This is a genomic window from Pseudoalteromonas sp. OF5H-5 (genome assembly GCF_021530695.1).
GTDB lineage: Bacteria > Pseudomonadota > Gammaproteobacteria > Enterobacterales > Alteromonadaceae > Pseudoalteromonas.
On record NZ_JAKGBF010000005.1, the window covers coordinates 72082 to 95527 of the forward strand.

The following is a 23446-nucleotide window of genomic DNA, read 5'->3' on the forward strand; positions in this document are numbered from 1 at the left end:
TCTAGTCTATCTCTAGATATTGCTCAGTAGAGCGCAAGAATATAAATGGCTACCATTGCCGAAACACTTTTGGGAGTATAATAACGTGGAATCGGGACTAAATTTTGTCGATCTAATTTTAAAAGCCAGTTTTTTGGTACAACTTGTAATGTTGACCCTGGTGGGATTGTCTATTGCTTCTTGGGCAATTATTTTTCAACGTAAAACTGTCATTTCTCAAGCCCAAAGCCAATCAAAGAATTTCGAGCAAAAATTTTGGTCCGGTATGGATCTTAGCAAACTCTATAATGAAATAGCTGCAAGGGCTGGTAGTGCAACAGGGTTAGAAGCGTTATTTGTATCCGGCTTTAAAGAATTTGCAAAGCATAAAAAAGGCAATATCCAATCTCCTTCGATTGTTGTTGAAGGTACTCACCGTTCAATGCGTGTCGCGCTTTCTCGTGAAATTGAAAAGTTAGAATCGAGCCTCTCTTTCTTAGCGACAGTTGGCTCTATCAGTCCTTATATCGGTCTATTTGGTACTGTTTGGGGGATCATGAATGCTTTCATCGCGCTTGGCGAAGTGAAACAAGCGACACTGCAAATGGTTGCACCAGGTATTGCTGAGGCGTTGATTGCAACAGCCATGGGTCTGTTTGCGGCAATTCCAGCGGTTATGGCGTATAACCGATTTGCCAAAAATGTAGAAAAGCTAGAAACTCAGTACATTAACTTTATGGAAGAGTTCGCTAACATTCTTTATCGTCAGGCTGCAACACAAGTAGAGGCAAAACAAAATGTATCAGCGTAAGAGACGTCGTCCCGTCGCGGAGATCAACGTCGTTCCTTATATTGATGTTATGTTGGTGCTGTTAATCATTTTTATGGCAACGGCTCCACTTATCCAACACGGCGTAAAAGTAGACTTACCTCAGATGGAAGAGTCTGAATTGGTTGAAACCAAAGACTCGCCACCGATTATTGCAACCATTGATGCTGAAGGTCGCTATTTTGTTACTGTCGGTACCGATCCTGAAGCACCGATGGATGCCGTAGAAGTAGCTGCGGTGATTAAACTAAAGTTAGAACAAAATCCAGATACTCCTGTGATGATCAAAGGTTCAGGCAGAGTGTCATATCAAGAAGTACTCTATTTAATGGACTTCTTGAAAAAAGCGGGTGTTCCTTCTGTTGGCTTAATGACTAAATCATTTGAGGATGAGTAATGAGTTCATTATCTAGCAGCGTAGTTAAGTCAGTATTGCTTCATGGCGCGATTGGCGGTCTGCTATTTGCTACGGCAAATTTTCAAGTTGAAACACCTACTGTGATGGAAGTCACCTTAAATCCACAGCAGAAAGATCAAAAGCCTGAAAGGGCGGTTTCTGCAGTGTCGGTTGATCAGCAAGCGGTTGAGAAAAAGATTGCTGATTTAAAAAAGCGTGAAGAAGAAAAGCAAGCTGCTGAAGATCGCCGTATTCGCGATCTTGAACAGCGAGCACAGCAAGCCAGAAAAGACCGTGAAGCCGAAGCTCGGCGCATAAAAAAGCTGGAGCAAGAGCGTCAAGCTAAGTTGGAAGAGACTCGCCAAGCTGAGGCGCAAGCTAAACGCGCTCGCGAAATTGAGAAAAAGCAACGTGAACAGGCTGATAAAGCGAGAGCTGAAAAAGCCGCTGCGGAAGAAGCTGCTAAAAAGGCTGCTGCCCAACGCCAAGCTGAGGAAGATCGCTTAAGAAAGGCCGAAGAGGCGAGGAAACGTCGCGAAGCTGAGGAAAAACGAAAAGCTGAAGAAGCGGAGCGTCAACGTCAAAAGGCACTTGAAGAACAAATGCTGCGTGACCAGCTTGCCAAAGAGCAGGCAGCAAGAGCTAAGATCCGTCAACAGCAAGTATTGAGCGAAGTGGATAAGTTTAAAGCGCTTATTATGCAACGCATTCAAGCAAACTTGCTTATTGATGAAACAATGAAAGGTAAACAATGCCGAGTAAACATTCGTCTTGCCTTCAATGGCCTTGTGACGCATGTAGAGTCATTGGGTGGCGATAAGCTTGTATGTGAAGCCGCTATCCGTGCTGTGAAAATGGCAGATACTTTACCTGTTTCTAAAGATAAAGACGTGTTTGAACAGCTTAAGAATATCAATTTAACAATTAAACCAAATTTTTAAAGGACGAACATGCTAAAGAAGTTCACAACCTTATTGCTGGTTTTTACTCTGGGTGTTTCACAGTTTGCGCAAGCCGCACTTGAAATTGTGATAACAGAAGGGGTAGACAGTGCTAGACCCATCGCAATTGTACCATTTAAATATAATGGCACTGGTGAAATGCCGTCGAGTTTAAGTGACGTTATTTCTGCAGACTTGATGCGCAGCGGTAAATTTAAGCCTGTTGCCGAGGCTGACATGCCTCAATTACCAACAACTGACTCGGAAATCGACTACGCTGCATGGGTCGATGCAGGGGTTGAAGCGGTAGTTGTAGGCACCGTGACCCAGCAATCTGCTGGACGTTACTTGGTAAAGTATGAACTGATTGACGTGATCAGAGCACAGCTGACCGGTGGTGAAACTCGCATAATGTCGAATGGTCGCTTAATGCAAAGCGACGATCATGTGCTTGAAGGACGCCAAAGTATTGTTAGCAGTACAGGCTTTAGAAATTACGCGCACCAAATTAGCGACGTAGTATATGAAGCTTTAACAGGTGAGCGAGGCGCATTTAGAACTAAGATTGCCTACATTATCGTGCGTGACGGACAGGATAAGCCATACCAATTAGTTGTTGCCGATTATGATGGTTACAACGAGCAGGTGTTATTGCGCTCAAAAGAGCCGTTAATGTCGCCTGCTTGGTCGCCAGATGCAAACAAACTTGCGTACGTGACTTTTGAAAATCGCCAATCCCAAATTTACATTCAAGATATCTATACAGGAAAGCGTGAACTGATCACTAGCCATCCAGGTATTAATGGTGCGCCACAGTTTTCTCCTGATGGAACTAAATTACTTGCGGTACTCTCTAAGGACTCAGGTGGTGCGACAGAAGTTTATCTAATTGACCTTAAAACTCGTCAAGAAACACGCTTAACTCGACACCGTAGTATAGATACTGAGCCTTCTTGGCACCCAAACGGTCAAGAAATTGTGTATACATCTGAAAGGGGTGGTAATGCTCAGATTTATAAGTTAAATTTAAAAACTGGTAGGTCTAAGCGAGTGACGTTCGACGGCGACATGAACTTAGCAGGTTCGATCACACCAGATGGAAAGCGTCTGATTATGGTTAACCGCACGCTTGGCCGTTACCACATTGCGAAAAAAGAATTAGATTCCGGGCTGTTTCAAGTTCTCACTCGTACGAGATTAGATGAGTCTCCGAGTATTGCACCAAATGGCTCGATGATAATATACAGCACCTTGCACAATAATAAGCAGGTATTGGCATTGGTGTCTATGGATGGTCGTTTTAAGGCAAGGTTACCTGTCTTGGATGGCCAAGTTAAGGCACCAGCCTGGTCGCCGTTTTTACAGTAATTTTGCTGGTTAGATTTATAAAGATATAGGAATATACTCGATGCAACTTAACAAAACTCTAAAAGCCTTAATGGTCGCGTTGCCAGTGATGACACTTGCAGCATGTAGCTCATCTTCAAGTGTTGACGAGGGCGCGGCGAGCGAAAGCAATCAAGCGGCAACCAATCAAGATAATAACACTGTTGACGTAAACACTATTTCTCGTGAGAAATCAGCAGAAGAAAAACTACGAGAGAAATACGAAGCACTACGTCAAGAACAGATCGTATACTTCGATTTCGATAAATCTACTATTCAGAGTAAGTACGCCGAATTACTTCAAGCGCACGCTGATTTCCTAGTGAAAAACCCAAGTGTGAAAGTACTAGTAGAAGGTCACGCAGACGAGCGTGGTACGCCTGAGTACAACATCGCGCTAGGTGAAAGCCGTGGTAAGGCAGTAGCTAAGTACCTTCAAAGCCTTGGTGTTTCTGACAGCCAAATTTCTGTAGTGAGCTACGGTGAAGAGAAACCTTTGGTGAAGTCACGTACAGAAGAAGCATTCGCTAAGAACCGCCGCGCGGTATTGGTGTACTAAGAAAGAGTTATTATGAAGCCGAATACTATTTTGGCAGCATTCTTACTCATGAGCGGGAGCGCCCAAGTTTGGGCTGCTCCCGCTCCTGTTTCAGAAGCTGCAAATTCAAATCAAACACTGGAAGAACGTGTCTCTCAACTTGAGAGTATGATGAGAACTCGCAATTTGCTACAGGCTGAGTTACAGCAACAACTTAATCTGCTGCAAGAAGAAGTAAGCCAAGTACGCGGTGTGACGGAAGAGCAAAGCTATAAGCTTGAAAAAGTGCTACAACGTCAACGTGAGCTGTATCAAGAGATTGAAAATCGCGTTAGCCAAGCTTACGACCAGTCAAAAACAACTGCTGCGGTAACGCCAGATGTTACGCCCGAACAAGCATTTAGCAGTAATCTATCAGAGAATGAAGCGTACGACCGTACTGTAAACATGATAATGAAGGATAAACGCTACGATGCGGCGATCCCTGAGTTTCAAAGTTTCTTGCAGCAGTATCCAAACTCAGTATATGTGCCGAACGCGCATTACTGGTTAGGTCAGCTATTCTTAATAAAATCTGACGATGGTAAAGCTAAGTCTCATTTCGCAACCGTTGTTGATAATTTCCCTGAATCGAATAAACGTCCAGAAGCGATGTTAAAGCTGGGTACTATTTTACATAAACAGGGACAAGCAGCAGAAGCGAAGACACTCCTTAATAAATTGATTAAAGAGTATCCAAGTACGACTCCTGCAAAATTGGCAACAGAGCGTTTAGCGAAGATGTAGTTATCACTTTTTGAGCTGAGTGCCTTAAAATTAGGCGCTTAGTCATAAAAAGTGAAAAAAACTAGCTATTTCAGTTGCACTCAAAATTTAAATAAGTATTATAAGCGCCCGCAGCAGGCGATTGGTAACAAAAAACTGCTGCGTTAAGTGGGTCATTAGCTCAGTTGGTAGAGCAGTGGACTTTTAATCCATTGGTCGATGGTTCGAGTCCATCATGACCCACCACTTATAAGCTTTAGAATTCATGTTTGAGCGGGTCATTAGCTCAGTTGGTAGAGCAGTGGACTTTTAATCCATTGGTCGATGGTTCGAGTCCATCATGACCCACCACTTATAAGCTTGCGAATTCGATTTTGAGCGGGTCATTAGCTCAGTTGGTAGAGCAGTGGACTTTTAATCCATTGGTCGATGGTTCAAGTCCATCATGACCCACCACTTATAAGCTTGCGAATTCGATTTTGAGCGGGTCATTAGCTCAGTTGGTAGAGCAGTGGACTTTTAATCCATTGGTCGATGGTTCGAGTCCATCATGACCCACCACTTAATAAGCTTGCGAATTCGATTCTGAGCGGGTCATTAGCTCAGTTGGGTGAAAAAAGACCGAAGCATCGCTTCGCAGCTTTTTGAACGCGAGTCAGGACGACGAGCCGGAACACCTCTTCAGGATGAATTAATGGCACTTTTAATGCTTGAGCGGGTCATTAGCTCAGTTGGTAGAGCAGTGGACTTTTAATCCATTGGTCGATGGTTCAAGTCCATCATGACCCACCACTTTACAAGCTTTATAATTCATATTTGAGCGGGTCATTAGCTCAGTTGGGTGAAAAAAAACCGAAGTATCGCTTCGCAGCTTTTTGAACGCGAGTCAGGACGACGAGCCGGAACACCTCTTCAGGATGAATCAATGGCACTTTTAATGCTTGAGCGGGTCATTAGCTCAGTTGGTAGAGCAGTGGACTTTTAATCCATTGGTCGATGGTTCGAGTCCATCATGACCCACCATTTTACAAGCATACGAATTCAATTTTGAGCGGGTCATTAGCTCAGTTGGGTGAAAAAAGACCGAAGCATCGCTTCGCAGCTTTTTGAACGCGAGTCAGGACGACGAGCCGGAACACCTCTTCAGGATGAATTAATAGCACTTTTAATGCTTGAGCGGGTCATTAGCTCAGTTGGTAGAGCAGTGGACTTTTAATCCATTGGTCGATGGTTCAAGTCCATCATGACCCACCACTTTACAAGCATACTAATTCAGTTTTGAGCAAGTCATTAGCTCAGTTGGGTGAAAAAAGACCGGAGCATCGCTTCGCAGCTTTTTGAACGCGAGTCAGGACGACGAGCCAGAACACCTCTTCAGGATGAATTAATGGCACTTTTAATGCTTGAGCGGGTCATTAGCTCAGTTGGTAGAGCAGTGGACTTTTAATCCATTGGTCGATGGTTCGAGTCCATCATGACCCACCATCCTCTTATTCTTCATATATTATTCAAAATACTTTCTTAAACTCGCCATTTAGAGCTAAACATTCGCTAGGATTACCCCTGTATTTTTCGTATAATTCCACCTAATTATGCAATGTGGACTAGTGGTCGAGAAATGAGTCTAGCTGAACGTATTATGCCGGAAGATTATATCTTCCCTCCAAAACCTGCCCCTCTTACCGTTGAAGAAAAAGCAGAGTATAAAGCGCGTATCAAAGCGCTATTAGTTGAAAAGAATGCGGTACTGGTTGCCCACTATTATACTGATCCTGAGATCCAAGCACTTGCTGAAGAAACTGGCGGCTGTGTTGCTGATTCATTAGAAATGGCACGCTTTGGCGCTAAGCAAGAAGACAAAGACATGATCATCGTAGCCGGCGTGCGCTTTATGGGCGAAACGGCAAAAATATTGACACCGCACAAAACCGTTGTGATGCCAACACTCGAAGCAACTTGCTCGTTGGATGTAGGTTGCCCTATCGACGAGTTTTCTGCGTTTTGTGATCAATACCCAGACAGAAAAGTGGTGGTATACGCCAATACTTCAACTGCGGTAAAAGCAAGAGCGGATTGGATTGTCACCTCTTCTTGCGCGCTTGAGATTGTTGAGCACCTTGATGAGCAAGGTGAAAAAATTATCTGGGGTCCGGATAAGCACTTGGGTTCTTATATTCAAAAGAAAACAGGCGCCGATATGATCATGTGGAACGGTGCGTGTATCGTTCATGATGAATTTAAAACCAAAGCCCTTAAAGACATGAAGCAGCTACATCCTGACGCTGCGGTACTGGTTCACCCTGAGTCTCCTGCGGAAATCGTAGACTTAGCAGATGCAGTAGGCTCAACGAGTCAGTTAATTAAAGCTGCGCAAGAAATGGATAATCAGAAGTTTATCGTTGCCACCGATCGCGGTATTTTCTACAAAATGCAGCAACTTTGCCCTGAGAAAGAGTTCTTCGAAGCACCAACCGCTGGTGAAGGCGCTACATGCCGTAGCTGTGCCCATTGCCCTTGGATGGCAATGAACGGCCTACAGGCAATTGAAGAAGCGCTTATCAGCCCACAAGGCAAAGAAGTCTTCGTTGATATGGAATTGCGTGAAGGCGCACTACGTTCGCTAAATCGTATGCTAGATTTTTCTGCATCCTTGCAGAAATAGTAGGATTAATAGACAAATAGATCCTAAAAGCAAAAAACTGCTTGATAAAGTGCGAGGCTTTTCATAGTATTAGCCCCGCAATTCAGTGCGGAGAGATGGCTGAGTGGCTTAAGGCGCACGACTGGAACTCGTGTATACGTTTATAGCGTATCGAGGGTTCGACTCCCTCTCTCTCCGCCATTTTTTTCTTTTTAAAATCAATCACTTATCACGCTCGCTTGTTATTTTGGGGACATTTTGGGGATACGCGGAGTGATTTTAGTGTCTTCAAATCCTAAATATTTGCTTGCTCTACTAGCCATATCTGGCACTTCTTGTTCCATCCATTTTCCATAATGCTGCTCAATCATTTTCGTTGATGTATGCCCCATTTGATTTGCAATCCAACGTTCGTTAACACCCGCAGTGAGTAATTGACTGGCAAAAGTGTGACGAGCTTGACTTGGACCACGATAACGAATCTTGGCCTTTTTAAGATGGGTTTTAAAAAATCGGTCACGGTAGGGGGCTTCGCCTTTTAGTTCGTCATGAGAAAGTGAATTCACAAACACAAAGCGTACACTCTCCGATTTAGCTGTTTTATTATCCTGCTGCGTCACTGTGATTTTTCGCGGTGCTAACATTGCGCTAAGTGCCAATTGCTTGCGTATTATTTCAAGTGCTGGCGCAAGCAAATGCACCGTTCGCACACTGCCGCGCGTCTTGGGTACTTTATAGCGCCCAAGCACAATAGCGCGCTGCACTTTGATAGTGCCTTTGTCTAGGTCTACATCCTCCCACGCTAGCGCCAACAGCTCAGATAGGCGCAAACCCGTCCAGCAACAAAATACAAACGCATTCACTTCCTGTGGGCGGCTTGTAGGCGTGTTTGCAAACGTGTTTATTTCCTCCCTTGTAAATGGGTCTGGCTCATCCCTAACCACCTTTAAATTGTCAATGTAGTCAAATGGGCTGAACTCTAATAGCCTATCCGCCTTTGCGTCATGAAACACACCACGAAACGGTATCAATAACTCATTGATGGTCTTATTGCTCAGGTTCGCCAAGTCAACGCTGATCCAAACCTTTAAATCACTCTGTTTTATTTGGTTGAGCCTATGGGCTCCCCATTTAGGCAATATGTGATTTTTGATTTTATTGTCGTAAGAACGATGCGTGCTGTGTGCAATTTGGGTTTTTTTAACGCTTAACCAAACTTCCAACGCATCACGAACGGTGGGAATTTCGTTTTGTGGCGCACTCCAAATGTGCGCGCGCTGTGAATCAGGAAAGTGTCTGGCATAGTCAAATGTGTTGGTCGCAATTTCATGGAGAATTGCCGCGCGTTTATTAACGGCAAACTTAATGTTTGACCTAGTAACCTTTAAGCCTTTTAGCGCTTCGCGGCAACGTACACCGCGAAACCTAAAAAAAATACGAATCCATTTGCCGTGTATCTCAATGCCTTCGAACTGGTCGGCATAGTCCTTTAAATCACTCATTACAGCGTGTTCTCTACGTATTCATTCCAACGCTCGAAATGGTAATAAACGCGCCCGTCTGGTGCTTTTCGCCAAATATGCCCCTCGGGGATCTTCCCATCTTTGCGACGACAATCCAGCATATCTTTTTTAATCCCTTTTAATCGCTCAAATACTGGTGGCAATACCCAACCTAGCTGTACGTATGTTTCCATTTTTAAAGTCCTCTGATTAATGTTCGTTCTTTGATATGATTACTTTGCACCATTGGTGTGGGTAAAATAATATGTAAACTTTACCTTGATTGTAAAGTAATACAGTAAAATTTATTGTAAAAAATATTTTTTGATAGTAATTTGATAATATAAATGGACAAGAGAGGGTTTATGAAAGATGTAAAACTTAGTTTTAGTTCTGTAAAGCAAGGTTCGGTTATTGATGTTGTCAGTTGCAAAAAGGTTGCGGCGGGTACAAGTGGGAGTGGGTTAGACCCAGTAGACAAAAAGTCACCAGAAGTGAGCAAGAGTGGCGTTAGTCACTCTGGTGGAGCGGTGAAGTAAACTATAAATAGGAAATCTAATGTTAACGTTAGTTGAGCAGCAGCTTTTAAGTTTTGGTGAGCATATTGTTTTAGCGTATGTTTTTTGTTGGTTGCTGTATTTGTTTGCTTACAGGCGGGCAGATAGTAATAGTGTTACCTTAACTTACCTAGTCTTGTTTTCGTTGTTGATGAGTTACATTACTCCTTATCTCTATACATACGCTGTTAACAATGTTGGGGTTGTGTCAAAGGCTGTGTTTCACCTTGCCTTTTGTGCTATTCAAATATTGGCAATGTGCGTTATCCGTATAAACCATAACTACTTCAGGTTGAAAATGAGCAAGATGACTCTAGCGGTCATATATCTCTATGCCTCGCAAGTGTTCATCCACTTGATTAGGCTGCTTGAAAAAGTAGTATTCGGCACATCCGAACTTGCGTTATTTTACACACACGCAATTAACACTGTTAATGTTATGTTGCTTATTGTTTGTGTTTTGTGTATTGTTCTGCCTAGAGTTATTTCAAGCACAAATGAAGAATATTTGTAAAAAACGGTGGTTAGATGGAGCTTATTGTTGGCATGGTTGTTTTTGGGGTTGTGTTGTTAACTGCTTATCTGGCGTACAAAGAGGTGAGTCGTTCGCATACCCACTATAAAGAGTCAGCGTCGACAGCAGACTTTACGAATGTTGTTGATATTGAGCACTACCTTGAATGCAAAGCCTTGGGTTTGGGGAGTGAGGTGTATAAAGCCGATAGTCTAGCAAGTAGGACTATACTCCTGAAAAGGAGAGATAGGTTGCTAGAGGTAATTGGTAAGTAAAAAGGCTCCTTAGGGAGCCTTTTTTAATGACATTAGAGCGGTGCTAAGTTCATCTTTCTTAGTTTGATTTATTTTTTGAAGTACTTCGTAAACCTCCGCAACCCTATTGGGGTTCATCTTCTCATAAACATCAAAAAAGTTAACTATTTCTGTGTCAGATAGATTATCTATCCTAGCGATGGTTTGAAATGACTCGGTAAGAGCATCCACATCTAATCTAGTGGCGAAATCTTCCTCAAATTCACTCTCATGGAAAACGCTCTCGTCAACTCCCAAAAAAGAGGTGAGTCTTTTTATCTGCTCACCTGATAGGTTGTTTCTTCCGCTAAAGTAATGGCTAACAGCGCCTTGACTACGGACGTCAAAAACCTCCATGAGGTCACGCTGTTTAATTCCCTTCTTTTTCATTATGGCTTGCACGGCTTTAGCCCAAGGTGCTTGTTTCATGAGTGAGATCTTTATGTTTTATACCTAGTAAAGATATTACAACCCTATGATGTGATTATCAATTGTCAATTTGTAAGTAAATTCTGTTGACTTTGCAATGTGTGGGTTGGTAAATTTATACGGAATACTTTACTAATATACGGAGGTAACATGAATTTGGCGGAATGGTTTAAATCTCAGAAAGATTCTGCTGTCGCTAGAAAGGAGCTTGGGCTTTTTTTGGGTCGCTCTGAAGCGGCGGTTATGGCCTACACCTACGGCTACCGAAAGGCACCAGATGAAGTGATTGAGAAAATCGCAGAATTTACGGGTGGTGAGGTGACTATGGATGATATCAAGACTCAACATCAGGTATTCAAAGATAAGGAGGGGTCATTTGCATTTTCATCTCTAAAGGGGCAGAGGTTGGGGCGTCCAATTGTTTCGGTATGCAAAAGCTCCACGCAAGACGAAAAAGTGAGTTTTATGGCGGCAATTGCCAATGAAATTGCGCTGGAGGTGGGGGTATGAATAATACAATAAACAGAAACGATATTATTGTTTTAGACACAGAAACTACGGGCTTAGGTGATGATGCTGTGGTGTGTGAAATCGCGATAATTGACGGCTTCGGTAATACGTTGCTGAATTCGCTAGTTGACCCGCAGGCAGAAATCCCAGCTGGGGCAATTGCGATACACGGTATCACAAACGAGATGGTAAAAGGCCAGCCAACTTTTCATGAGATTCTACCCAAAGTTAAAAGCATTATCAGTGGAAGAACTCTGTGCATTTACAATGCCGGCTACGATTTGCGCATTATCTCCCAATCTATCAGTTTTGAGCAATTGCTGTGGAATCGAATAGCAGATTCTATCTGCGTGATGAAAGACTATGCCGAATATTACGGCGAAGTTAATTACTACGGTGATTTTAAATGGCAAAAGCTAGTCAATGCGTGTGAGCAACAGGGCATTGATACTTCAAAGTTTAATGCGCACCGCGCGCTTGCTGACTGCCAAATGACACTTGCGCTAATGAATAAATTTATGGTCATTGAGGGGTGAACCATGAGTCATTCAATCGTAGAAATCGACGAGTTAATCACCGAGCCATCACATTGGGACATCCAGTTGATGAAAATCCGCCAATTGCGCGCTCAAATCAAATCACACAAAGCGCAGCACGAAGCCGAGCAAAAGCGCATTGAGCAAGAGACGCGAGCCCAACGCAACGGCGAACGCAGCAACCAATTATTGAAATCAGCGCTAGCCATGGCAGCACGCAACCGCATGAGCGCAAGCAAAAGGGTGGTGTTATGAAATCCTTAGATAAAATTATTGATGAACGTGTCGAGAAAATTGAGTCTGTTTTAGAGCAATGCTTTAAAAACAATAAAACACTAAGTAGCGCTGAGCGAGACTTTATTCAAAACGATATTGCGTGCTTGGAGGATGTTTGCTTAAAAAAAGCTTCAGAGCTAAGAGCCAACCTAAGCGGGATAGAGGTTGTTGATTCTACTTTTGTGAACATCATGGGAACGCCACCAAGCCATGAAAAACCAAGTAACTGATTCCGAATTATACGAAGCAATTCAAAGCGCCCAATCTGGCGCTTTTTTTCGTGACTCAATTCCAGACGTATCTGATACGGATATCGAAAACTCGATAACGTGGCAGGAGTACGTTGAATCATTTGCTCGATCTAATCGCGAAGCGCAAGCCCCGCAGGGGATTGAAAAAGCTAGGCTTGTCATAAGGTGCAAAAGTCCGACATCCGATTTAAGACAGCCTCAAATGTCCAAAAGGGAGGCCGCACAGCACCACAAAGCGCAGCAATTAGAGCGTTTATACACTGACGCGGCTTTAAAACTCAGCCCTGAGAAGCGCGCAGAGTGGCTAGGTATCAAAGGTGATGAATGTCTGGACATAGAAACTGGTGAAGTTCGCCCGAAATTTGTTGCCGAAGTTGAAAAAAATCACTTCGAATCGCCAGTTGTGGGCAGAATTGAGCGTGAGGCTAATCCAAAATCAAACAAAAAGCCGAAAATACTCAAACCACACTATCAAAATAATCGTGCGCACTTCCAAACTCGCAACTGGTGTGATGGTTATCGCATCGTTTGCACGCAAATGACGACAACCAGTGACGCACCGGACGCAAACACGGGCGATAGGTTAACCACAGAATTAACCAGTCGAGCGCGTGGAAAAATTATCGACAGTGGCCTTTACATGGCAGCTGTTAAAGGCGGCTTTACTGCATTTACCACGGTCACATTAGACGAAAAAGCACGCTGGCGCATGGATAACGACCATTATCGCAAAGTTGCTAAGCGCAAGGCAGGACAAAAGCTAGCTGCTATTTACTCATCAACAGGTGAGCTACTGCACGATGAGGTGACAACTGACGGAGAGTATACCGCCGTTGAATTTGAACGTTCGACCATAGGGCAAGAGCTGAGCCCATTTTTAGACCTCGTGGGCAAAATGCACAAACGGGGTTGGACTGCATCGGGCAGAATATCAAAAACACCATCCGCTAAAAAATACTCCTGGGGCAAAGTTGAATGTATTGGCCGTTCTGACCGTCTTTATCCGTGGGGTAAAGTGTCATCGGTTGGAGCGAAAGGCCGTGTGCATACTGATCTGATGCACAACAATGAACGTGTTTACCCGTGGGGCATTGTGGAGTGCATTGAGCAATGTGAAGCGCGTGCTATCACGAATGATGATATGGAAATTTGCAAAATCGAATGCGAGCAAGATCCAAGTAAGCGCCCTGTTTTTGATTACATTTGGGTAGCGGAAGCGCCACCCCGAATACATGAAACGCGTGATTACCCTTGGGGCGAAGTTTCGTCAGTCGGACATCAAAACTATCACGCTCATTTGTTGATGAGATGGAACGTTGAGCCTGTTTATTTTCATGAGTGGGCGGCATTAATTGAAGAAAAATGGGGGCAGGGGTTTGTCACTATTGAGCGTATTAAAAATGCGACTGCGGCTGCTAAATACCTACTAAAAGCGCTTGGTTATATGACCAAAGGCGGTGACGGTTCGCAAGGTGAGATACGTGGCAACCGCTACAATATTTCTAAATATGCCCGTGCTGAAGCATGGGAGAATTGCGCAACACATGAGTCCCAGCATATGTACGGGTTAATCCAAGAGTATATGCAGGGGCTCGAAAAGCAGAGGCTAAGAAAGGCCAAAGCTGAAAAGCGCCTGAAATCAACAATTGGCTTTGCTGAAAAGATGAAAGCCGTCAACAAGAAAGACCCAACCGAAAAGCGTGATCAGCTACTCAAAAAGCTGGAATCCCAAATTGCTGCAATGACTGAAAAAGTGCAGTCAATGGCAACTGACCTAAACGGCAACTTTGCCCGTGGTGGCGTTGCTAAGTTCTCCAACGACTCAAAATTTTTAGACTTCATTAACTGGGCGATTGGCGTTCGTGGTTGGCGCTTGCGCACTGTGTTTGGGTTAGATGACGACCAGCAACACCGCAAAGAGCAAAGGCAAGAAGAAAATACAGTGACTAACTTGCTCGTTAAAGCGCAGCAAGTAGTTGATGAGTCCATTGAATCGGTTGTGAATTTCTACAGTAGATACGAGAGGGTTATTGAATATGCGTGATGGGTACAAGTTAGCTGGAGCTACAGTGCTCCTTATTTTTGCGGGCTATGGAGCGTTAAAAGACCATATTTTTGATGGGATGTTGGAAGAGTGTATCAATGGTGGTTTAGAGCAGTCGGGCATCAAAATCACATGCAAAGTTGAGCGCGTGGAATGGGTGAAAAAATATGAGCATTGGGAATCTGAGGAGAATTAAAAGTGCAGCAAAAAATCGTAAAAATCGCTGGAAAAATTAATGAGGCGAAACGGCTACCAGCCATTCAGGTAGGTAAAAAAATTAGACTGGCAGAGGCCGCGCTTGATGACACGGTGTCGCTAATGTCAGAAATGGCGAGCCGAATAGAATTGTTGGAGGGGATGCAAGATGGCGAAATCGACTAACGAGGAACTAGGCGTAATTGAGTGTGACGGCTGCGGCACGTTCGCCAGCATCAAGCGCCGAAAAAACGGCAAAAAACTTTTTTACTTGCACTGTTCCAATTGCGGAATGGACCAAAGAAGCGGGGACTATGTTCAAGCGAAATGGGCGAAAGCGGTAAATAAACAATCCCAGCAACCGCCAGCTTTGCAGAGCGAAAATAGCGAAATGCAAACGCAGGTGGTGTTACACAACCCCGCACCTGATGAATGGGTGCCACAAACAGAGCAAATTAATAGCGAACTAGGAGCGAAAACAGATGACAACGACCAACGACTTACCAGCGGAACTACAGAAGACAGCGATAGCGCAGAGCATGGAAAATCTGGGTTTTGGGGAATCCTCGCAATCGCAGCAGTCGGAACAATCGCAATCTGTACAGGAGCACGATTACAGTCACCTTGATAAGTTTGCCTCTGCTTCAAGCGGTGATGTGGGTGAGGCTGGCGAGGTTGTCGAATCGGAAGAAATGACCGAAAGCGATATTAGTGAGCTGGCTGGGTATGGCGTGTCGTCATTGGCCGACTTTATCGAGTCCACCGTTGAAGCGCCAGTAACCATTGATAATGAAACGCGCGAAGTGATTGCAGAAAAAGCCGCGCCAGTGGTGCGTAAATACTGCAAGGGCGGGATGCCGCCGTGGTTGATTCGCTGGAAAGAAGAAATCGAACTCGGCATTGTGCTCGGGAGTGCGGCGCTATCAGTTTACAAGCAGATTAAAGCGCATGAAAAGGAAAGTGGCATAAGCGGAACGGAGGTTGCAACCAATGGCAATTAGGCCATACAACAAACATAAGCCGCTACATACTTGCTACATTGCAGGTACTGGCGGCGGGAAGTCAACGGCGGTGAAGTTGCTAGCGAAAATGCTGGATTTGTTCGGTGACTGCGTAGCAGGTTTTGACCTGTATCGCGAGTATGGTTTTGATGGTCGAAAAACGAAAGACCTCTTTAATGGGTTGGGGCAACGACCTGTTTACCATTACAGCACGCGCAAGACATTCGCTAGTGCGTTCATTGATGCGTGGCGTTCGGGGAAAAAGTTCGTTGTTTTCTATTCGCCTGAATTTCCAAGCTCGCTAAAAGACGACCAATTACGAGCGGCCAGAAAAATTGAACTTGAATGGTTCGGGCAATTGATGTGGGAGGCGTTGGACGGAAATCGCAGATTAGACATTCTCGTTGAGGAGTACGCGAAATTGGTCGACTCGGTAGCGAAAGATAGTTCGATTATCGGGGAGATAGCCACGGGTGGTCGCAAGTTTGGCGCGGTGCTCCATACGGTCTTTCAGCGCAGTCAGGAAGTGCCAAAGACAATTTGGAATAACAGCCCCAGAAAAATACTGGGCGGACAGGAGTCAATGGATGATGCGAAAGCGGTCGCTAAGGAGCTAGACGCCGCCATTACTGATGTTATTGCACTGGGGCGGTTAAATCAAAAGTATGAAGATGAGCGAATGCACTACATAGCCAAACTAAAAGGGGGGATTGGTAACATTTGCCCGTACCGACTCTACTTGGAGACAGGGAAAGTCGAAAAAATGGATTTTGACGAGTTGACATCCGCATAAAAAACACCCCAAAAGAGCGAAAATTTCGCTCTTTTCGCTATAGGGGGAGCGAAAACCGTTGTACAGCGGAGCGAAACGCCTGATTTATTACTTAGCGATTTTTAAACCAAACAAGGTAATCATCGCATGTTAAATAAATCTACTCTGACATCCGTGGGTGTCACTCTTGGTGTTTTAGCCATCCTCAATAACGTTCGTGCGCTTCGTTCAATCAAACGCACAATCGTAGGTTAAGGGGAAGCGCAATGTTAGAAGTTTCTCCACTAAATAACCTAACTGGTGTTGCTGCTGGCGGCAGTGTTTCGTTAACGCTGCCAGTTGGCCGCACATACGAAAAAATTCATTTTGAATATTCAGGCGTAACCCCCGCACAAATAAAAAATCTAAAAGTTGAGCTGCAAGGTCGTACACTTACCGAGTACGGTACGCTGCAAGACTTACTGGATGAGAACGCATATTTTAAACGTGAGCAGGTTGACGGTATTGCAACGCTGTACTTTGTGCGTCCTGAGATTGAGGGTGTATTAAATCCATCGTTGGTTGAGCAACGCTTTTTTGCGTTGGGTACAACTGGATTATCTATCGCACAAATCAAATTTGATATCGCAACGGATGCAATTGCGCCAGTGATTAAAGCATTCGCGGAAAAGTCATCTGGTTCTGCTCCTGGTTGGTTATTCAAACGCCGTTCGTTCCGCTACAACTTTGCGGTCGGTATTAACGAAATTGAAAACTTACCGCGTCCATTAGGTGCAAAAATCGCGCTAATTGAAATTAAAAAATCGGGCGTTACGTCCGCCGAATTTCTGGTGAACAACGTGAAATGGCGTGACCACATTCCTGCACCACTACACACGCACCACCTAAAGCAGCGCGGCCGTTCACCACGAACCAATACACACGCAATTGACCTGTTTTTGGCAGGGGATGTATTTAGCGCACTAGCGCTGGATAACACCATCAATGACATGCGTTTACGTGTTGAGGCATCTGAAGCGGGTAGCGCTGAAGTGGTCGTGCATTACTTCGATGACTACGCAAAATCAACATTCTAAGGGGGTTGACCAATGCAACCAGAGGGAGCGCCAACAATGGCGGCAACTACAACGGGCGGCGGTTGGTGGGATGGCGCGAACTCATTTTTGGGTAACGCGCTGAAAATTTGGGGCGATGTCGAAAAAGTTAAGGCTATCAAGTCATCAAACGGCATCACCCAAAACGAACACATGAACACCGCAGAGCTAGACAATGGTGCGGCGGTACTTGTGGATGCACCAAAAACCCAAACCGCGCAACCTACTGAACCAATGGTGTTTGGTTTACCACAATCAACCGTACTGTACGGATTTGGTGGGTTGTTGGCTGTAGCACTAATTATGAAGGCAATGAAATGAAAAATCCGAAGAACTTAAAGTATTTTGCGTATGGCGTGGCTATCTCGGTCGCGGGTGCAATTTTGGCTGACTATGTACGTGATTGGATGCGCAAACCTGCGGGGCAGTCGTAATGTTTGGCGCAATGCTAGGTGCAACGGGTGCGATACCCGGTATGACTAATGGGGCGGGGAGTCCCATTAGCTCGGGCGCAACATCTGGCACTGGCGACCAAATGCAGCGAATTGGTTTTCAGGGTGGAAATATCAATTTCGGTGGCGGCACTAACAACCAGTTGTTGATTATTGGTGCTGTGGCGATTGCTGCTTTATTTCTGTTGAAAAAATAGGGGGCGGTATGCGCGTGGCGCACATTAGTGAAATTCATCAAATTAAATCAGCGGCAGCGGCAGACTATGAAACCGTAAAAAATGAAGTGGCGCATGGTTCGGCGGTGCTGGTTGAGTTTGAGGGGTGCTATTGCGTGTTGCGTGTAGACCGTGACGGGTTGTGTGTGGTGTGCGCGGCAGGTAAAAACCTGCTGGCGATTGCACCAAAAGTGGTGTCGTTAGCTCGCCGCATTTCAGCCCCCTCCATTGTTTACCACACAAAACGCACGGCGTTGAAACGTTTATTGTCGGCCTATCAATTTGTGTACGAGTCGACGGACGAATTCGGCTATGCAATTTATAGGATGACGCTAAATGGGTAGTAAATCCAGAAGTAATTCACGCCAAGTTACCAACAACACTAGTACGAGTATTGGTGTTCAGGGTGACAATAATGGTTTTATCACAAACGGCAGCGGCAACACGTACAATATGACTGACGGCGGCTTAGTTAGCGCAATTGAGTCACTAGGTGCGGGGTTGGTTGATGCAAATATCGCGGGTTTTGATGCTGCTGGCAATATGACTCGAGACGGATTTGATTTTGCAGGGAATGTAAATCGCGACTCACTAGATTTCGCGGGCGATGCGCTGTCGATGACCCGAAACATTGCGGGTGACAGTATCAACGCACAAAACTCACTAACGCGAGATGCGCTTGCAGAAAATGGCGATTTAGCGCGTGAGATGTTGGGGCTGTCTGCTGGTATCAATAGCGATGTTATTGGTTTTGCTGGTGACACGCTAAATACAACGATTGGTGCGATAGGGGATGCAAACGCACGAATTACTGACGTTGCTAGTTACGCAATGGATAACTCAGCGCAACTCGCTGGCCTATCAATTGATGCGGCCGACAATGCAAATGCACGCATGACAGACGTTGCAGTGTATTCCATGGATAACGCATCCAATCTGGCAAAAGACTTGGGGGCGCAGGTAATTACAGCAACGCAGGACGCATACAAAGACGCCAGCGACCAAACTATTTTGGCACATAAACAAGCCCTGCAGTTCGCAGATCACTCCACGCGCTCGGATGGTCAGCAACTCGCAATCAGCACCAACAAAACCATGATGTACGTCATGTTGGGTTTGGGTGGCATGGGTATGGCCGTAGCAATGATGAGGGCTAATTGATGATTTTAAAAAACAAACTAGCCGCAGGTGAGTTGTGGGATGTTAATGTGCCGGGCACCTCGTTTGCTGTAGTGAGGGCGCTAACTGGTGTCTTTGCACGTTTTTTTGATGAGCACGGTAGTGTAAAACTGGAAACTGAGATTTATCAGGGTATGAACCTGAATAGCGTTAAGTTTGCGCGTGTTGCGATATATACAGAGTTTGCAATGGATATCGCAATATGGGTGTCGTGGCACGAGTATCATTTTACGCCCCAGCCCATGCGCTCAAATATGATGACATCACGACAAATAACACTGATGCCGGGCGTCAATAAGCTGCTTGATTATGACCCGCCGCGCCTAAAAACCACAATTACATGTGACCGCGACATGTACATTGGTGGTCCTAATATGACGTCTGGCGCTGGCATTGTGCAAAACGGCAGGTTGTACGAGGCGGGGCGGGATATTGAGATAAATAGCTACGGTGAGCTTTACTACTGGGTCACTGACGAGACGACAACAAAATTCTACGAAAACCCGTCCATGGAACCTGCGCGATACGCATGGCCCACAAGCCAAATGCCCACGCGCTCAGAAATGGAGGCAGGCGGTGTGCGCTACGTTGATATCGTAATACCGCCCGAACTGGATAATCAGTATTTTTACATTTATGCAAATGCAATCGTTGATGTGCAGCGCCAATACCCCAGTGACCCCTACGATTGGGAAGGGGTGCACGAGACCAACCCAGCGCTATTCTGGACAGTCGGAGATGAGCAAAGCGAGCAGCTAGAATTCGGAGGTGGATGGCGTATTGGTTCAGGTGGTCGCAGTTGTGGTGAAATGCGCGCGAGAGTGCGAATGTCGGCAGGTACTCACAGGGTATTCATGGTTGAGAGCTTTGTCGACGGCGATGTGCGGGACCATTACCCACTTGAGTACTACGGCACATCGTTCACTTATTTTTTAGATTTGTACGCAGAAGTGCCTGTGTTGGTATCGGCTGGCATCGCGCAAGTGCTGGAGGAGCGTGTCTGATGAAACTAGACACCACACACATCATCACCGCATTAATCGTTTTGGGAATAGGGGTATATATGACAACGCAACAAGCCGCGCGGGGTATCCGCAATAACAACCCGTTGAATATTGAAGCGGGTGAAAACTGGGTTGGGTTAGTGGGCAATGATGGCCGTTTTGCCATTTTTGAAACCGCTGAGCATGGTATTCGCGCCGCTGCTCGCATTCTGCGAACCTATGCGCATAAATACGATATCCGAAATGTCAGCGACATTATTAGCCGATGGGCTCCACCCAATGAGAATGACACGGCAGGATATATCGCGTTCGTGTCGAGCAGAGCCAATGTGGACAGTAATAAAACACTGGATGATAGCGAATACCCGCGGGTGATTGAGGCTATGATTCAAATGGAAAATGGTGAGCAGCCGTATTCCATGGATGAAATTCAGCGCGGTTTTCAGTGGGGATTTTATGGGTAACTTCATTAGCAAAAACCTGAGTCTATTGCTCACTATTGGGGGTGTTTACTACATTTACCAATACATCAATAGCGGCTCAAAATCATTTACCGAACCGCTCGGGAATCTGCTGGCCAAACTGCAATTTCAGGCGAACGGCTCGCATGATATTGAACGAGCGTGGGCGGGCTTTTTCCTCGATAAATCAAAACTGGATTTTAGTTACAAGGTCAAAGATGAGCTATGGCTGGAAGCGGTTATCAAGCTGAACCCTAAAAATCAGGCATTGGTGGACACCATTTTTGATGCTGAAATGAGGCTGCGGCCTGAGTATCAGGTGTTGTTAGACGGTGAGGTCTCACCACAAACAGTAGCAACCGTACAAGCGAGGTAGGCATGGACATCAGTCAAGACACGATACTCACGATACTGGCTAACGCCATATTTTTGTATGGCGCTGTGACGACCAACAAAACAGATATTCGCTGGTTGAAAGAGTCGGTCAAAGAAATCAAAGAGAAAATCCAGTAAAGTTGGGGACATTTTGGGGCTATCTTAGAGCAAAACATACCCCAACATATCCACTGCTAAATTCTAAAACGTAGATATGGCGGGGTATGTAGGGGTGTTTATATTGGTTTTTGGGGTTCGACTCCCTCTCTCTCCGCCATTCCTTCTTTATTCAAATCAATTACCTACTAAAATCCGTTTGTACTTTTGGGGACATTTTGGGGTTATGAAAACCCTAAACTTCGTTTTTATTTCCTAAATACAGCGCATCTTCGAAAGCCATTCTGGCTTACGTCATTTTTATTTAAAATATCTTTGCTTGTGCATTTAGCCTTAGATTATCGGTTGGAGTTGCAGACAGCACAGCCATCCGAATTTGAGGTGGGTATCTATGATTTATTTTAACTTAAATGTCTCAGCGATAGATATTAAGTCAAACGAACATAAGGTGGAGATAACTTCGCTATCTTATTTACAAAAATACGAAACGCCCACTTTAAGTTTAAAAATTACTTTTCTAAAAGCCATTCGAACCAGACTGATTTCTGAGTATCGGGGTCGGTTTGCAGGTGGAGTAGGGTATCAAATTGAGCGGGCTTGAACTCAATAGGCGGTGCGAGCACTTGAGTATTTTGCGTTAAGGTTACGCCATTTTTCCGTCCTTTTTCGGTTACCTCACAGACCCCGTTTTTGCATGTCACATCCGGTTCTGGGAGGGAAATACTCTCTTCAGATTGGGTCATGACATAGCGCTCGTTGATGCTACTTGCCTCGGTGAACGTTTTAAATTGCGTTGCTGAGTCACTGGTCGCAATACCGGCTGTTACTTCCGCTATATGTGCCAGAAACTGGTAGCTGCCTTGGTGAGAGAGTACGCCAAGGCCTGGGTCTGTGATAAAAGATACAAAGCCCGCGTCCAGAGCACTGGAAGATAGTGCACCATTATTCATCAGGCGATCTATAGAGGCTTGATCTCTTTGCGTAAATCCGACAGTGAGCTTTTGGCCTTCGGTATTAAAATGCCCCTCGTTGAAATTACTGAGTAATTTGCCGTCATCATGTCGTCGGTAGTTTCCTATGTCACTAGCAAGTTTTTGAATATACTCGAAATCTATGCCACTTTTCTCTGCATATTCATACATATCAGCCAGCATAAATCTGTCTTTATGAGTCAAGAAGTCATAGTTGCTGCGTTCTAAGTTATGTGAAGACATCCCTTCAGCGCCATTGTGCACTTTAGGTTCATTGCCAGCAAACAGATCTGTAACCATTAGGCTATAGTAATGCTCAGCTTGATTGCTCATTGTATGCGCTGATAAGTTCATGTCTTGGAGCGCTGACTCGAAGTGTGACTGTGCTTGCGAAAGATAATCATCAGGGAGCATAGCTTTACCGAGTTCTGAGAATGTCTGGCTATGTGTGTATAGCGCAGCTTCAAATGATGTCATTGCATTATCATCATTGAGGGCGTTCCGCTTCAGCTCAGACAACGCTCGTTGATCAAGTGCATGCCACTTTTCGTAAGCAGCAGTCTTCTCTGCTTTTGAAAAGGTATTACTGGGATCCATGGCGATAGTCTCCAGTTGAGGTTTGGACAGTTGCTCAAACTCCCACTTAGCCGAATTAATCTTTTCTTGATTGCTTTGCGCTTGCCACGTTAAAACGTTGTTATTCTGTGGAAATGATTGCTGATTTAAACGAGCTGCGTCAATCGCCTGTTGTGCTTCTTTTAGTTTCACAGCCAATGAAGAAACAGACACCTGTGTATTGCGTGCATTGTTCTGGTTGGTATCCGTATTCGAACGATATGAGGTAGCAGGCGAAGCTTTGGTTTTAGCATGCCATTGGGTATTTGATATATCCATATTGTCTGTCCCTGTGCTTACTTAACCCTTTCTTATATGAAGGGTTAAGTCAGCATTCGTTAGTAAAATAGTAGAAAGAAACATTTTTCTCTCTGTTTGGTTTTATATAGTTGAGACTACTTGATGCATTTACATGATGTATTATCGGTGCTAAAACATCCGCTCTTAGTCATAAGATATAGTCAAATCCCCTGAAGCATTAGGAGAAATTTCTGCGTTCCTATTAGGATTTTACTATAAGCTCGATAGTAGCATAATTAAGCTGCTCCGGAAGTTGACTCTGAAAGTCAAAAAAGCAGCGACACTCATCATAATTTAGACCTTAGAA

At 44.8% G+C, this 23446-nt stretch carries 32 protein-coding genes and 9 tRNA genes; 37 read left to right on the plus strand and 4 right to left on the minus strand.

Annotation, left to right across the window (positions count from 1 at the left end; translation table 11 throughout):
• Positions 1 to 85 precede the first annotated feature (85 nt).
• The 16 genes from tolQ (at position 86) to L1271_RS08995 (ending at position 7677) form a co-directional block, all read left to right on the plus strand.
• Positions 86 to 790: a protein TolQ gene (gene tolQ / locus L1271_RS08920; RefSeq protein WP_010605125.1), complete on the plus strand. Its 705-nt coding sequence runs from the start codon at positions 86 to 88 to the stop codon at positions 788 to 790.
• On the plus strand, positions 777 to 1205 hold the full coding sequence (tolR, locus tag L1271_RS08925; protein ID WP_010377593.1) for a protein TolR: 429 nt from the start codon (positions 777 to 779) through the stop codon (positions 1203 to 1205). Before tolQ ends, tolR begins: the two co-directional genes overlap by 14 nt.
• Positions 1205 to 2146 (plus strand): cell envelope integrity protein TolA, encoded by a 942-nt coding sequence (gene tolA / locus L1271_RS08930; protein WP_010605124.1) that lies wholly within the window; start codon positions 1205 to 1207, stop codon positions 2144 to 2146. The genes tolR and tolA overlap by 1 nt, the downstream gene beginning before the upstream one ends.
• A 9-nt stretch (positions 2147 to 2155) precedes the next feature.
• Positions 2156 to 3514, plus strand: coding sequence for a Tol-Pal system beta propeller repeat protein TolB (gene tolB / locus L1271_RS08935; protein ID WP_010605123.1), 1359 nt, complete (start codon positions 2156 to 2158; stop codon positions 3512 to 3514).
• Between the two features lie 40 nt (positions 3515 to 3554).
• Complete coding sequence (gene pal / locus L1271_RS08940) at positions 3555 to 4091, plus strand: peptidoglycan-associated lipoprotein Pal (protein WP_010605122.1); 537 nt, start codon at positions 3555 to 3557, stop codon at positions 4089 to 4091.
• Between the two features lie 12 nt (positions 4092 to 4103).
• Positions 4104 to 4856, plus strand: coding sequence for a tol-pal system protein YbgF (gene ybgF, locus L1271_RS08945; protein ID WP_130163846.1), 753 nt, complete (start codon positions 4104 to 4106; stop codon positions 4854 to 4856).
• Positions 4857 to 5005: 149 nt separating this feature from the next.
• A tRNA-Lys gene (locus tag L1271_RS08950) sits at positions 5006 to 5081 on the plus strand.
• 29 nt (positions 5082 to 5110) lie between these two features.
• Positions 5111 to 5186: transfer RNA gene (locus tag L1271_RS08955), tRNA-Lys, on the plus strand.
• 29 nt (positions 5187 to 5215) lie between these two features.
• A tRNA-Lys gene (locus L1271_RS08960) sits at positions 5216 to 5291 on the plus strand.
• 29 nt (positions 5292 to 5320) lie between these two features.
• Positions 5321 to 5396, plus strand: a tRNA-Lys gene (locus tag L1271_RS08965).
• A gap of 155 nt (positions 5397 to 5551) precedes the next feature.
• Positions 5552 to 5627, plus strand: a tRNA-Lys gene (locus tag L1271_RS08970).
• A 155-nt stretch (positions 5628 to 5782) separates the two neighbouring features.
• A tRNA-Lys gene (locus tag L1271_RS08975) sits at positions 5783 to 5858 on the plus strand.
• 155 nt (positions 5859 to 6013) lie between these two features.
• Positions 6014 to 6089: transfer RNA gene (locus L1271_RS08980), tRNA-Lys, on the plus strand.
• Between the two features lie 155 nt (positions 6090 to 6244).
• Positions 6245 to 6320 (plus strand) — tRNA-Lys (locus L1271_RS08985).
• Between the two features lie 133 nt (positions 6321 to 6453).
• On the plus strand, positions 6454 to 7497 hold the full coding sequence (nadA, locus tag L1271_RS08990; protein WP_010605119.1) for a quinolinate synthase NadA: 1044 nt from the start codon (positions 6454 to 6456) through the stop codon (positions 7495 to 7497).
• 89 nt (positions 7498 to 7586) lie between these two features.
• A tRNA-Ser gene (locus L1271_RS08995) sits at positions 7587 to 7677 on the plus strand.
• A gap of 41 nt (positions 7678 to 7718) precedes the next feature.
• Here L1271_RS08995 and L1271_RS09000 read toward each other — a convergent pair.
• Positions 7719 to 8978, minus strand: a complete 1260-nt coding sequence (locus tag L1271_RS09000; RefSeq protein WP_099028857.1) for an Arm DNA-binding domain-containing protein — start codon at positions 8976 to 8978, stop codon at positions 7719 to 7721.
• On the minus strand, positions 8978 to 9172 hold the full coding sequence (locus tag L1271_RS09005; RefSeq protein ID WP_099028856.1) for an excisionase: 195 nt from the start codon (positions 9170 to 9172) through the stop codon (positions 8978 to 8980). The genes L1271_RS09000 and L1271_RS09005 overlap by 1 nt, the downstream gene beginning before the upstream one ends.
• Before the next feature lie 171 nt (positions 9173 to 9343).
• On the opposite strand from L1271_RS09005, the gene L1271_RS09010 reads away from it, so the two are divergent.
• Genes L1271_RS09010 through L1271_RS09020 form a run of 3 tightly spaced genes read left to right on the plus strand, consistent with a single transcriptional unit; the run spans position 9344 to position 10324 of the window.
• Positions 9344 to 9517 (plus strand): hypothetical protein, encoded by a 174-nt coding sequence (locus L1271_RS09010; RefSeq protein WP_174170099.1) that lies wholly within the window; start codon positions 9344 to 9346, stop codon positions 9515 to 9517.
• A 19-nt stretch (positions 9518 to 9536) separates the two neighbouring features.
• On the plus strand, positions 9537 to 10049 hold the full coding sequence (locus tag L1271_RS09015) for a hypothetical protein (protein ID WP_235367617.1): 513 nt from the start codon (positions 9537 to 9539) through the stop codon (positions 10047 to 10049).
• 14 nt (positions 10050 to 10063) lie between these two features.
• Positions 10064 to 10324 carry a hypothetical protein gene (locus tag L1271_RS09020; RefSeq protein ID WP_174170101.1) on the plus strand — a complete coding sequence of 87 codons (261 nt, stop codon included), beginning with the start codon at positions 10064 to 10066 and terminating at the stop codon, positions 10322 to 10324.
• Between the two features lie 9 nt (positions 10325 to 10333).
• Here the strand turns inward: L1271_RS09020 and L1271_RS09025 are convergent, their stop codons facing one another.
• A complete protein-coding gene (locus L1271_RS09025; RefSeq protein WP_174170102.1) occupies positions 10334 to 10771 on the minus strand; it encodes a helix-turn-helix domain-containing protein in 438 nt (145 codons plus the stop codon).
• Between the two features lie 150 nt (positions 10772 to 10921).
• Here L1271_RS09025 and L1271_RS09030 point away from each other — a divergent pair, with 150 nt between their 5' ends.
• From L1271_RS09030 to L1271_RS24725, 18 genes are all read left to right on the plus strand, one after another.
• Entirely contained in the window at positions 10922 to 11281 is a 360-nt protein-coding gene (locus L1271_RS09030) for a helix-turn-helix domain-containing protein (protein ID WP_235367618.1), read from the plus strand.
• The gene (locus L1271_RS09035) at positions 11278 to 11817 is read left to right on the plus strand and encodes a 3'-5' exonuclease (RefSeq protein WP_235367620.1); all 540 of its coding nucleotides are present in this window, start codon (positions 11278 to 11280) and stop codon (positions 11815 to 11817) included. The genes L1271_RS09030 and L1271_RS09035 overlap by 4 nt, the downstream gene beginning before the upstream one ends.
• A 3-nt stretch (positions 11818 to 11820) precedes the next feature.
• On the plus strand, positions 11821 to 12072 hold the full coding sequence (locus L1271_RS09040; protein ID WP_235367622.1) for a hypothetical protein: 252 nt from the start codon (positions 11821 to 11823) through the stop codon (positions 12070 to 12072).
• The gene (locus L1271_RS09045; RefSeq protein WP_235367624.1) at positions 12069 to 12323 is read left to right on the plus strand and encodes a hypothetical protein; all 255 of its coding nucleotides are present in this window, start codon (positions 12069 to 12071) and stop codon (positions 12321 to 12323) included. The genes L1271_RS09040 and L1271_RS09045 overlap by 4 nt, the downstream gene beginning before the upstream one ends.
• Positions 12304 to 14388 (plus strand): hypothetical protein, encoded by a 2085-nt coding sequence (locus L1271_RS09050; protein WP_235367626.1) that lies wholly within the window; start codon positions 12304 to 12306, stop codon positions 14386 to 14388. Before L1271_RS09045 ends, L1271_RS09050 begins: the two co-directional genes overlap by 20 nt.
• Positions 14381 to 14584 (plus strand): hypothetical protein, encoded by a 204-nt coding sequence (locus tag L1271_RS09055; protein WP_235367628.1) that lies wholly within the window; start codon positions 14381 to 14383, stop codon positions 14582 to 14584. The genes L1271_RS09050 and L1271_RS09055 overlap by 8 nt, the downstream gene beginning before the upstream one ends.
• A gap of 2 nt (positions 14585 to 14586) precedes the next feature.
• On the plus strand, positions 14587 to 14769 hold the full coding sequence (locus L1271_RS09060) for a hypothetical protein (protein WP_235367629.1): 183 nt from the start codon (positions 14587 to 14589) through the stop codon (positions 14767 to 14769).
• A gap of 296 nt (positions 14770 to 15065) precedes the next feature.
• Complete coding sequence (locus tag L1271_RS09065) at positions 15066 to 15584, plus strand: hypothetical protein (protein ID WP_235367631.1); 519 nt, start codon at positions 15066 to 15068, stop codon at positions 15582 to 15584.
• A complete protein-coding gene (locus L1271_RS09070) occupies positions 15574 to 16377 on the plus strand; it encodes a hypothetical protein (protein WP_235367633.1) in 804 nt (267 codons plus the stop codon). Before L1271_RS09065 ends, L1271_RS09070 begins: the two co-directional genes overlap by 11 nt.
• A gap of 245 nt (positions 16378 to 16622) precedes the next feature.
• On the plus strand, positions 16623 to 17432 hold the full coding sequence (locus L1271_RS09075; RefSeq protein WP_235367636.1) for a major capsid protein P2: 810 nt from the start codon (positions 16623 to 16625) through the stop codon (positions 17430 to 17432).
• Between the two features lie 12 nt (positions 17433 to 17444).
• Positions 17445 to 17771, plus strand: a complete 327-nt coding sequence (locus tag L1271_RS09080) for a hypothetical protein (RefSeq protein ID WP_138580192.1) — start codon at positions 17445 to 17447, stop codon at positions 17769 to 17771.
• A gap of 112 nt (positions 17772 to 17883) precedes the next feature.
• Complete coding sequence (locus L1271_RS09085) at positions 17884 to 18099, plus strand: hypothetical protein (protein WP_138580193.1); 216 nt, start codon at positions 17884 to 17886, stop codon at positions 18097 to 18099.
• Between the two features lie 8 nt (positions 18100 to 18107).
• Positions 18108 to 18461, plus strand: a complete 354-nt coding sequence (locus L1271_RS09090) for a hypothetical protein (protein ID WP_235367637.1) — start codon at positions 18108 to 18110, stop codon at positions 18459 to 18461.
• Positions 18454 to 19278 (plus strand): hypothetical protein, encoded by an 825-nt coding sequence (locus tag L1271_RS09095; RefSeq protein WP_235367639.1) that lies wholly within the window; start codon positions 18454 to 18456, stop codon positions 19276 to 19278. Before L1271_RS09090 ends, L1271_RS09095 begins: the two co-directional genes overlap by 8 nt.
• On the plus strand, positions 19278 to 20300 hold the full coding sequence (locus L1271_RS09100; RefSeq protein WP_235367640.1) for a hypothetical protein: 1023 nt from the start codon (positions 19278 to 19280) through the stop codon (positions 20298 to 20300). Before L1271_RS09095 ends, L1271_RS09100 begins: the two co-directional genes overlap by 1 nt.
• Complete coding sequence (locus L1271_RS09105; RefSeq protein ID WP_235367641.1) at positions 20300 to 20764, plus strand: virion protein; 465 nt, start codon at positions 20300 to 20302, stop codon at positions 20762 to 20764. The genes L1271_RS09100 and L1271_RS09105 overlap by 1 nt, the downstream gene beginning before the upstream one ends.
• A complete protein-coding gene (locus L1271_RS09110) occupies positions 20757 to 21137 on the plus strand; it encodes a hypothetical protein (RefSeq protein WP_174168657.1) in 381 nt (126 codons plus the stop codon). The genes L1271_RS09105 and L1271_RS09110 overlap by 8 nt, the downstream gene beginning before the upstream one ends.
• Before the next feature lie 2 nt (positions 21138 to 21139).
• Positions 21140 to 21274, plus strand: a complete 135-nt coding sequence (locus tag L1271_RS24725) for a hypothetical protein (RefSeq protein ID WP_262927549.1) — start codon at positions 21140 to 21142, stop codon at positions 21272 to 21274.
• A gap of 488 nt (positions 21275 to 21762) precedes the next feature.
• On the opposite strand, the gene L1271_RS09115 is transcribed toward L1271_RS24725, so the two are convergent.
• On the minus strand, positions 21763 to 23118 hold the full coding sequence (locus L1271_RS09115) for a hypothetical protein (RefSeq protein WP_235367642.1): 1356 nt from the start codon (positions 23116 to 23118) through the stop codon (positions 21763 to 21765).
• Positions 23119 to 23446: the final 328 nt, after the last annotated feature.

What these genes read in the sequence shown, in the direction of transcription:
- tolR (WP_010377593.1), top strand. Translation starts at nt 777, where the DNA reads ATGTATCAGCGTAAGAGACGTCGTCCCGTCGCGGAGATCAACGTCGTT.
- tolA (WP_010605124.1), top strand. Translation starts at nt 1,205, where the DNA reads ATGAGTTCATTATCTAGCAGCGTAGTTAAGTCAGTATTGCTTCATGGC.
- tolB (WP_010605123.1), top strand. Translation starts at nt 2,156, where the DNA reads ATGCTAAAGAAGTTCACAACCTTATTGCTGGTTTTTACTCTGGGTGTT.
- pal (WP_010605122.1), top strand. Translation starts at nt 3,555, where the DNA reads ATGCAACTTAACAAAACTCTAAAAGCCTTAATGGTCGCGTTGCCAGTG.
- ybgF (WP_130163846.1), top strand. Translation starts at nt 4,104, where the DNA reads ATGAAGCCGAATACTATTTTGGCAGCATTCTTACTCATGAGCGGGAGC.
- nadA (WP_010605119.1), top strand. Translation starts at nt 6,454, where the DNA reads ATGAGTCTAGCTGAACGTATTATGCCGGAAGATTATATCTTCCCTCCA.
- L1271_RS09000 (WP_099028857.1), bottom strand. Translation starts at nt 8,978, where the DNA reads ATGAGTGATTTAAAGGACTATGCCGACCAGTTCGAAGGCATTGAGATA.
- L1271_RS09005 (WP_099028856.1), bottom strand. Translation starts at nt 9,172, where the DNA reads ATGGAAACATACGTACAGCTAGGTTGGGTATTGCCACCAGTATTTGAG.
- L1271_RS09010 (WP_174170099.1), top strand. Translation starts at nt 9,344, where the DNA reads ATGAAAGATGTAAAACTTAGTTTTAGTTCTGTAAAGCAAGGTTCGGTT.
- L1271_RS09015 (WP_235367617.1), top strand. Translation starts at nt 9,537, where the DNA reads ATGTTAACGTTAGTTGAGCAGCAGCTTTTAAGTTTTGGTGAGCATATT.
- L1271_RS09020 (WP_174170101.1), top strand. Translation starts at nt 10,064, where the DNA reads ATGGAGCTTATTGTTGGCATGGTTGTTTTTGGGGTTGTGTTGTTAACT.
- L1271_RS09025 (WP_174170102.1), bottom strand. Translation starts at nt 10,771, where the DNA reads ATGAAACAAGCACCTTGGGCTAAAGCCGTGCAAGCCATAATGAAAAAG.
- L1271_RS09030 (WP_235367618.1), top strand. Translation starts at nt 10,922, where the DNA reads ATGAATTTGGCGGAATGGTTTAAATCTCAGAAAGATTCTGCTGTCGCT.
- L1271_RS09035 (WP_235367620.1), top strand. Translation starts at nt 11,278, where the DNA reads ATGAATAATACAATAAACAGAAACGATATTATTGTTTTAGACACAGAA.
- L1271_RS09040 (WP_235367622.1), top strand. Translation starts at nt 11,821, where the DNA reads ATGAGTCATTCAATCGTAGAAATCGACGAGTTAATCACCGAGCCATCA.
- L1271_RS09045 (WP_235367624.1), top strand. Translation starts at nt 12,069, where the DNA reads ATGAAATCCTTAGATAAAATTATTGATGAACGTGTCGAGAAAATTGAG.
- L1271_RS09050 (WP_235367626.1), top strand. Translation starts at nt 12,304, where the DNA reads ATGAAAAACCAAGTAACTGATTCCGAATTATACGAAGCAATTCAAAGC.
- L1271_RS09055 (WP_235367628.1), top strand. Translation starts at nt 14,381, where the DNA reads ATGCGTGATGGGTACAAGTTAGCTGGAGCTACAGTGCTCCTTATTTTT.
- L1271_RS09065 (WP_235367631.1), top strand. Translation starts at nt 15,066, where the DNA reads ATGACAACGACCAACGACTTACCAGCGGAACTACAGAAGACAGCGATA.
- L1271_RS09070 (WP_235367633.1), top strand. Translation starts at nt 15,574, where the DNA reads ATGGCAATTAGGCCATACAACAAACATAAGCCGCTACATACTTGCTAC.
- L1271_RS09075 (WP_235367636.1), top strand. Translation starts at nt 16,623, where the DNA reads ATGTTAGAAGTTTCTCCACTAAATAACCTAACTGGTGTTGCTGCTGGC.
- L1271_RS09080 (WP_138580192.1), top strand. Translation starts at nt 17,445, where the DNA reads ATGCAACCAGAGGGAGCGCCAACAATGGCGGCAACTACAACGGGCGGC.
- L1271_RS09085 (WP_138580193.1), top strand. Translation starts at nt 17,884, where the DNA reads ATGTTTGGCGCAATGCTAGGTGCAACGGGTGCGATACCCGGTATGACT.
- L1271_RS09090 (WP_235367637.1), top strand. Translation starts at nt 18,108, where the DNA reads ATGCGCGTGGCGCACATTAGTGAAATTCATCAAATTAAATCAGCGGCA.
- L1271_RS09095 (WP_235367639.1), top strand. Translation starts at nt 18,454, where the DNA reads ATGGGTAGTAAATCCAGAAGTAATTCACGCCAAGTTACCAACAACACT.
- L1271_RS09100 (WP_235367640.1), top strand. Translation starts at nt 19,278, where the DNA reads ATGATTTTAAAAAACAAACTAGCCGCAGGTGAGTTGTGGGATGTTAAT.
- L1271_RS09105 (WP_235367641.1), top strand. Translation starts at nt 20,300, where the DNA reads ATGAAACTAGACACCACACACATCATCACCGCATTAATCGTTTTGGGA.
- L1271_RS09110 (WP_174168657.1), top strand. Translation starts at nt 20,757, where the DNA reads ATGGGTAACTTCATTAGCAAAAACCTGAGTCTATTGCTCACTATTGGG.
- L1271_RS24725 (WP_262927549.1), top strand. Translation starts at nt 21,140, where the DNA reads ATGGACATCAGTCAAGACACGATACTCACGATACTGGCTAACGCCATA.
- L1271_RS09115 (WP_235367642.1), bottom strand. Translation starts at nt 23,118, where the DNA reads ATGGATATATCAAATACCCAATGGCATGCTAAAACCAAAGCTTCGCCT.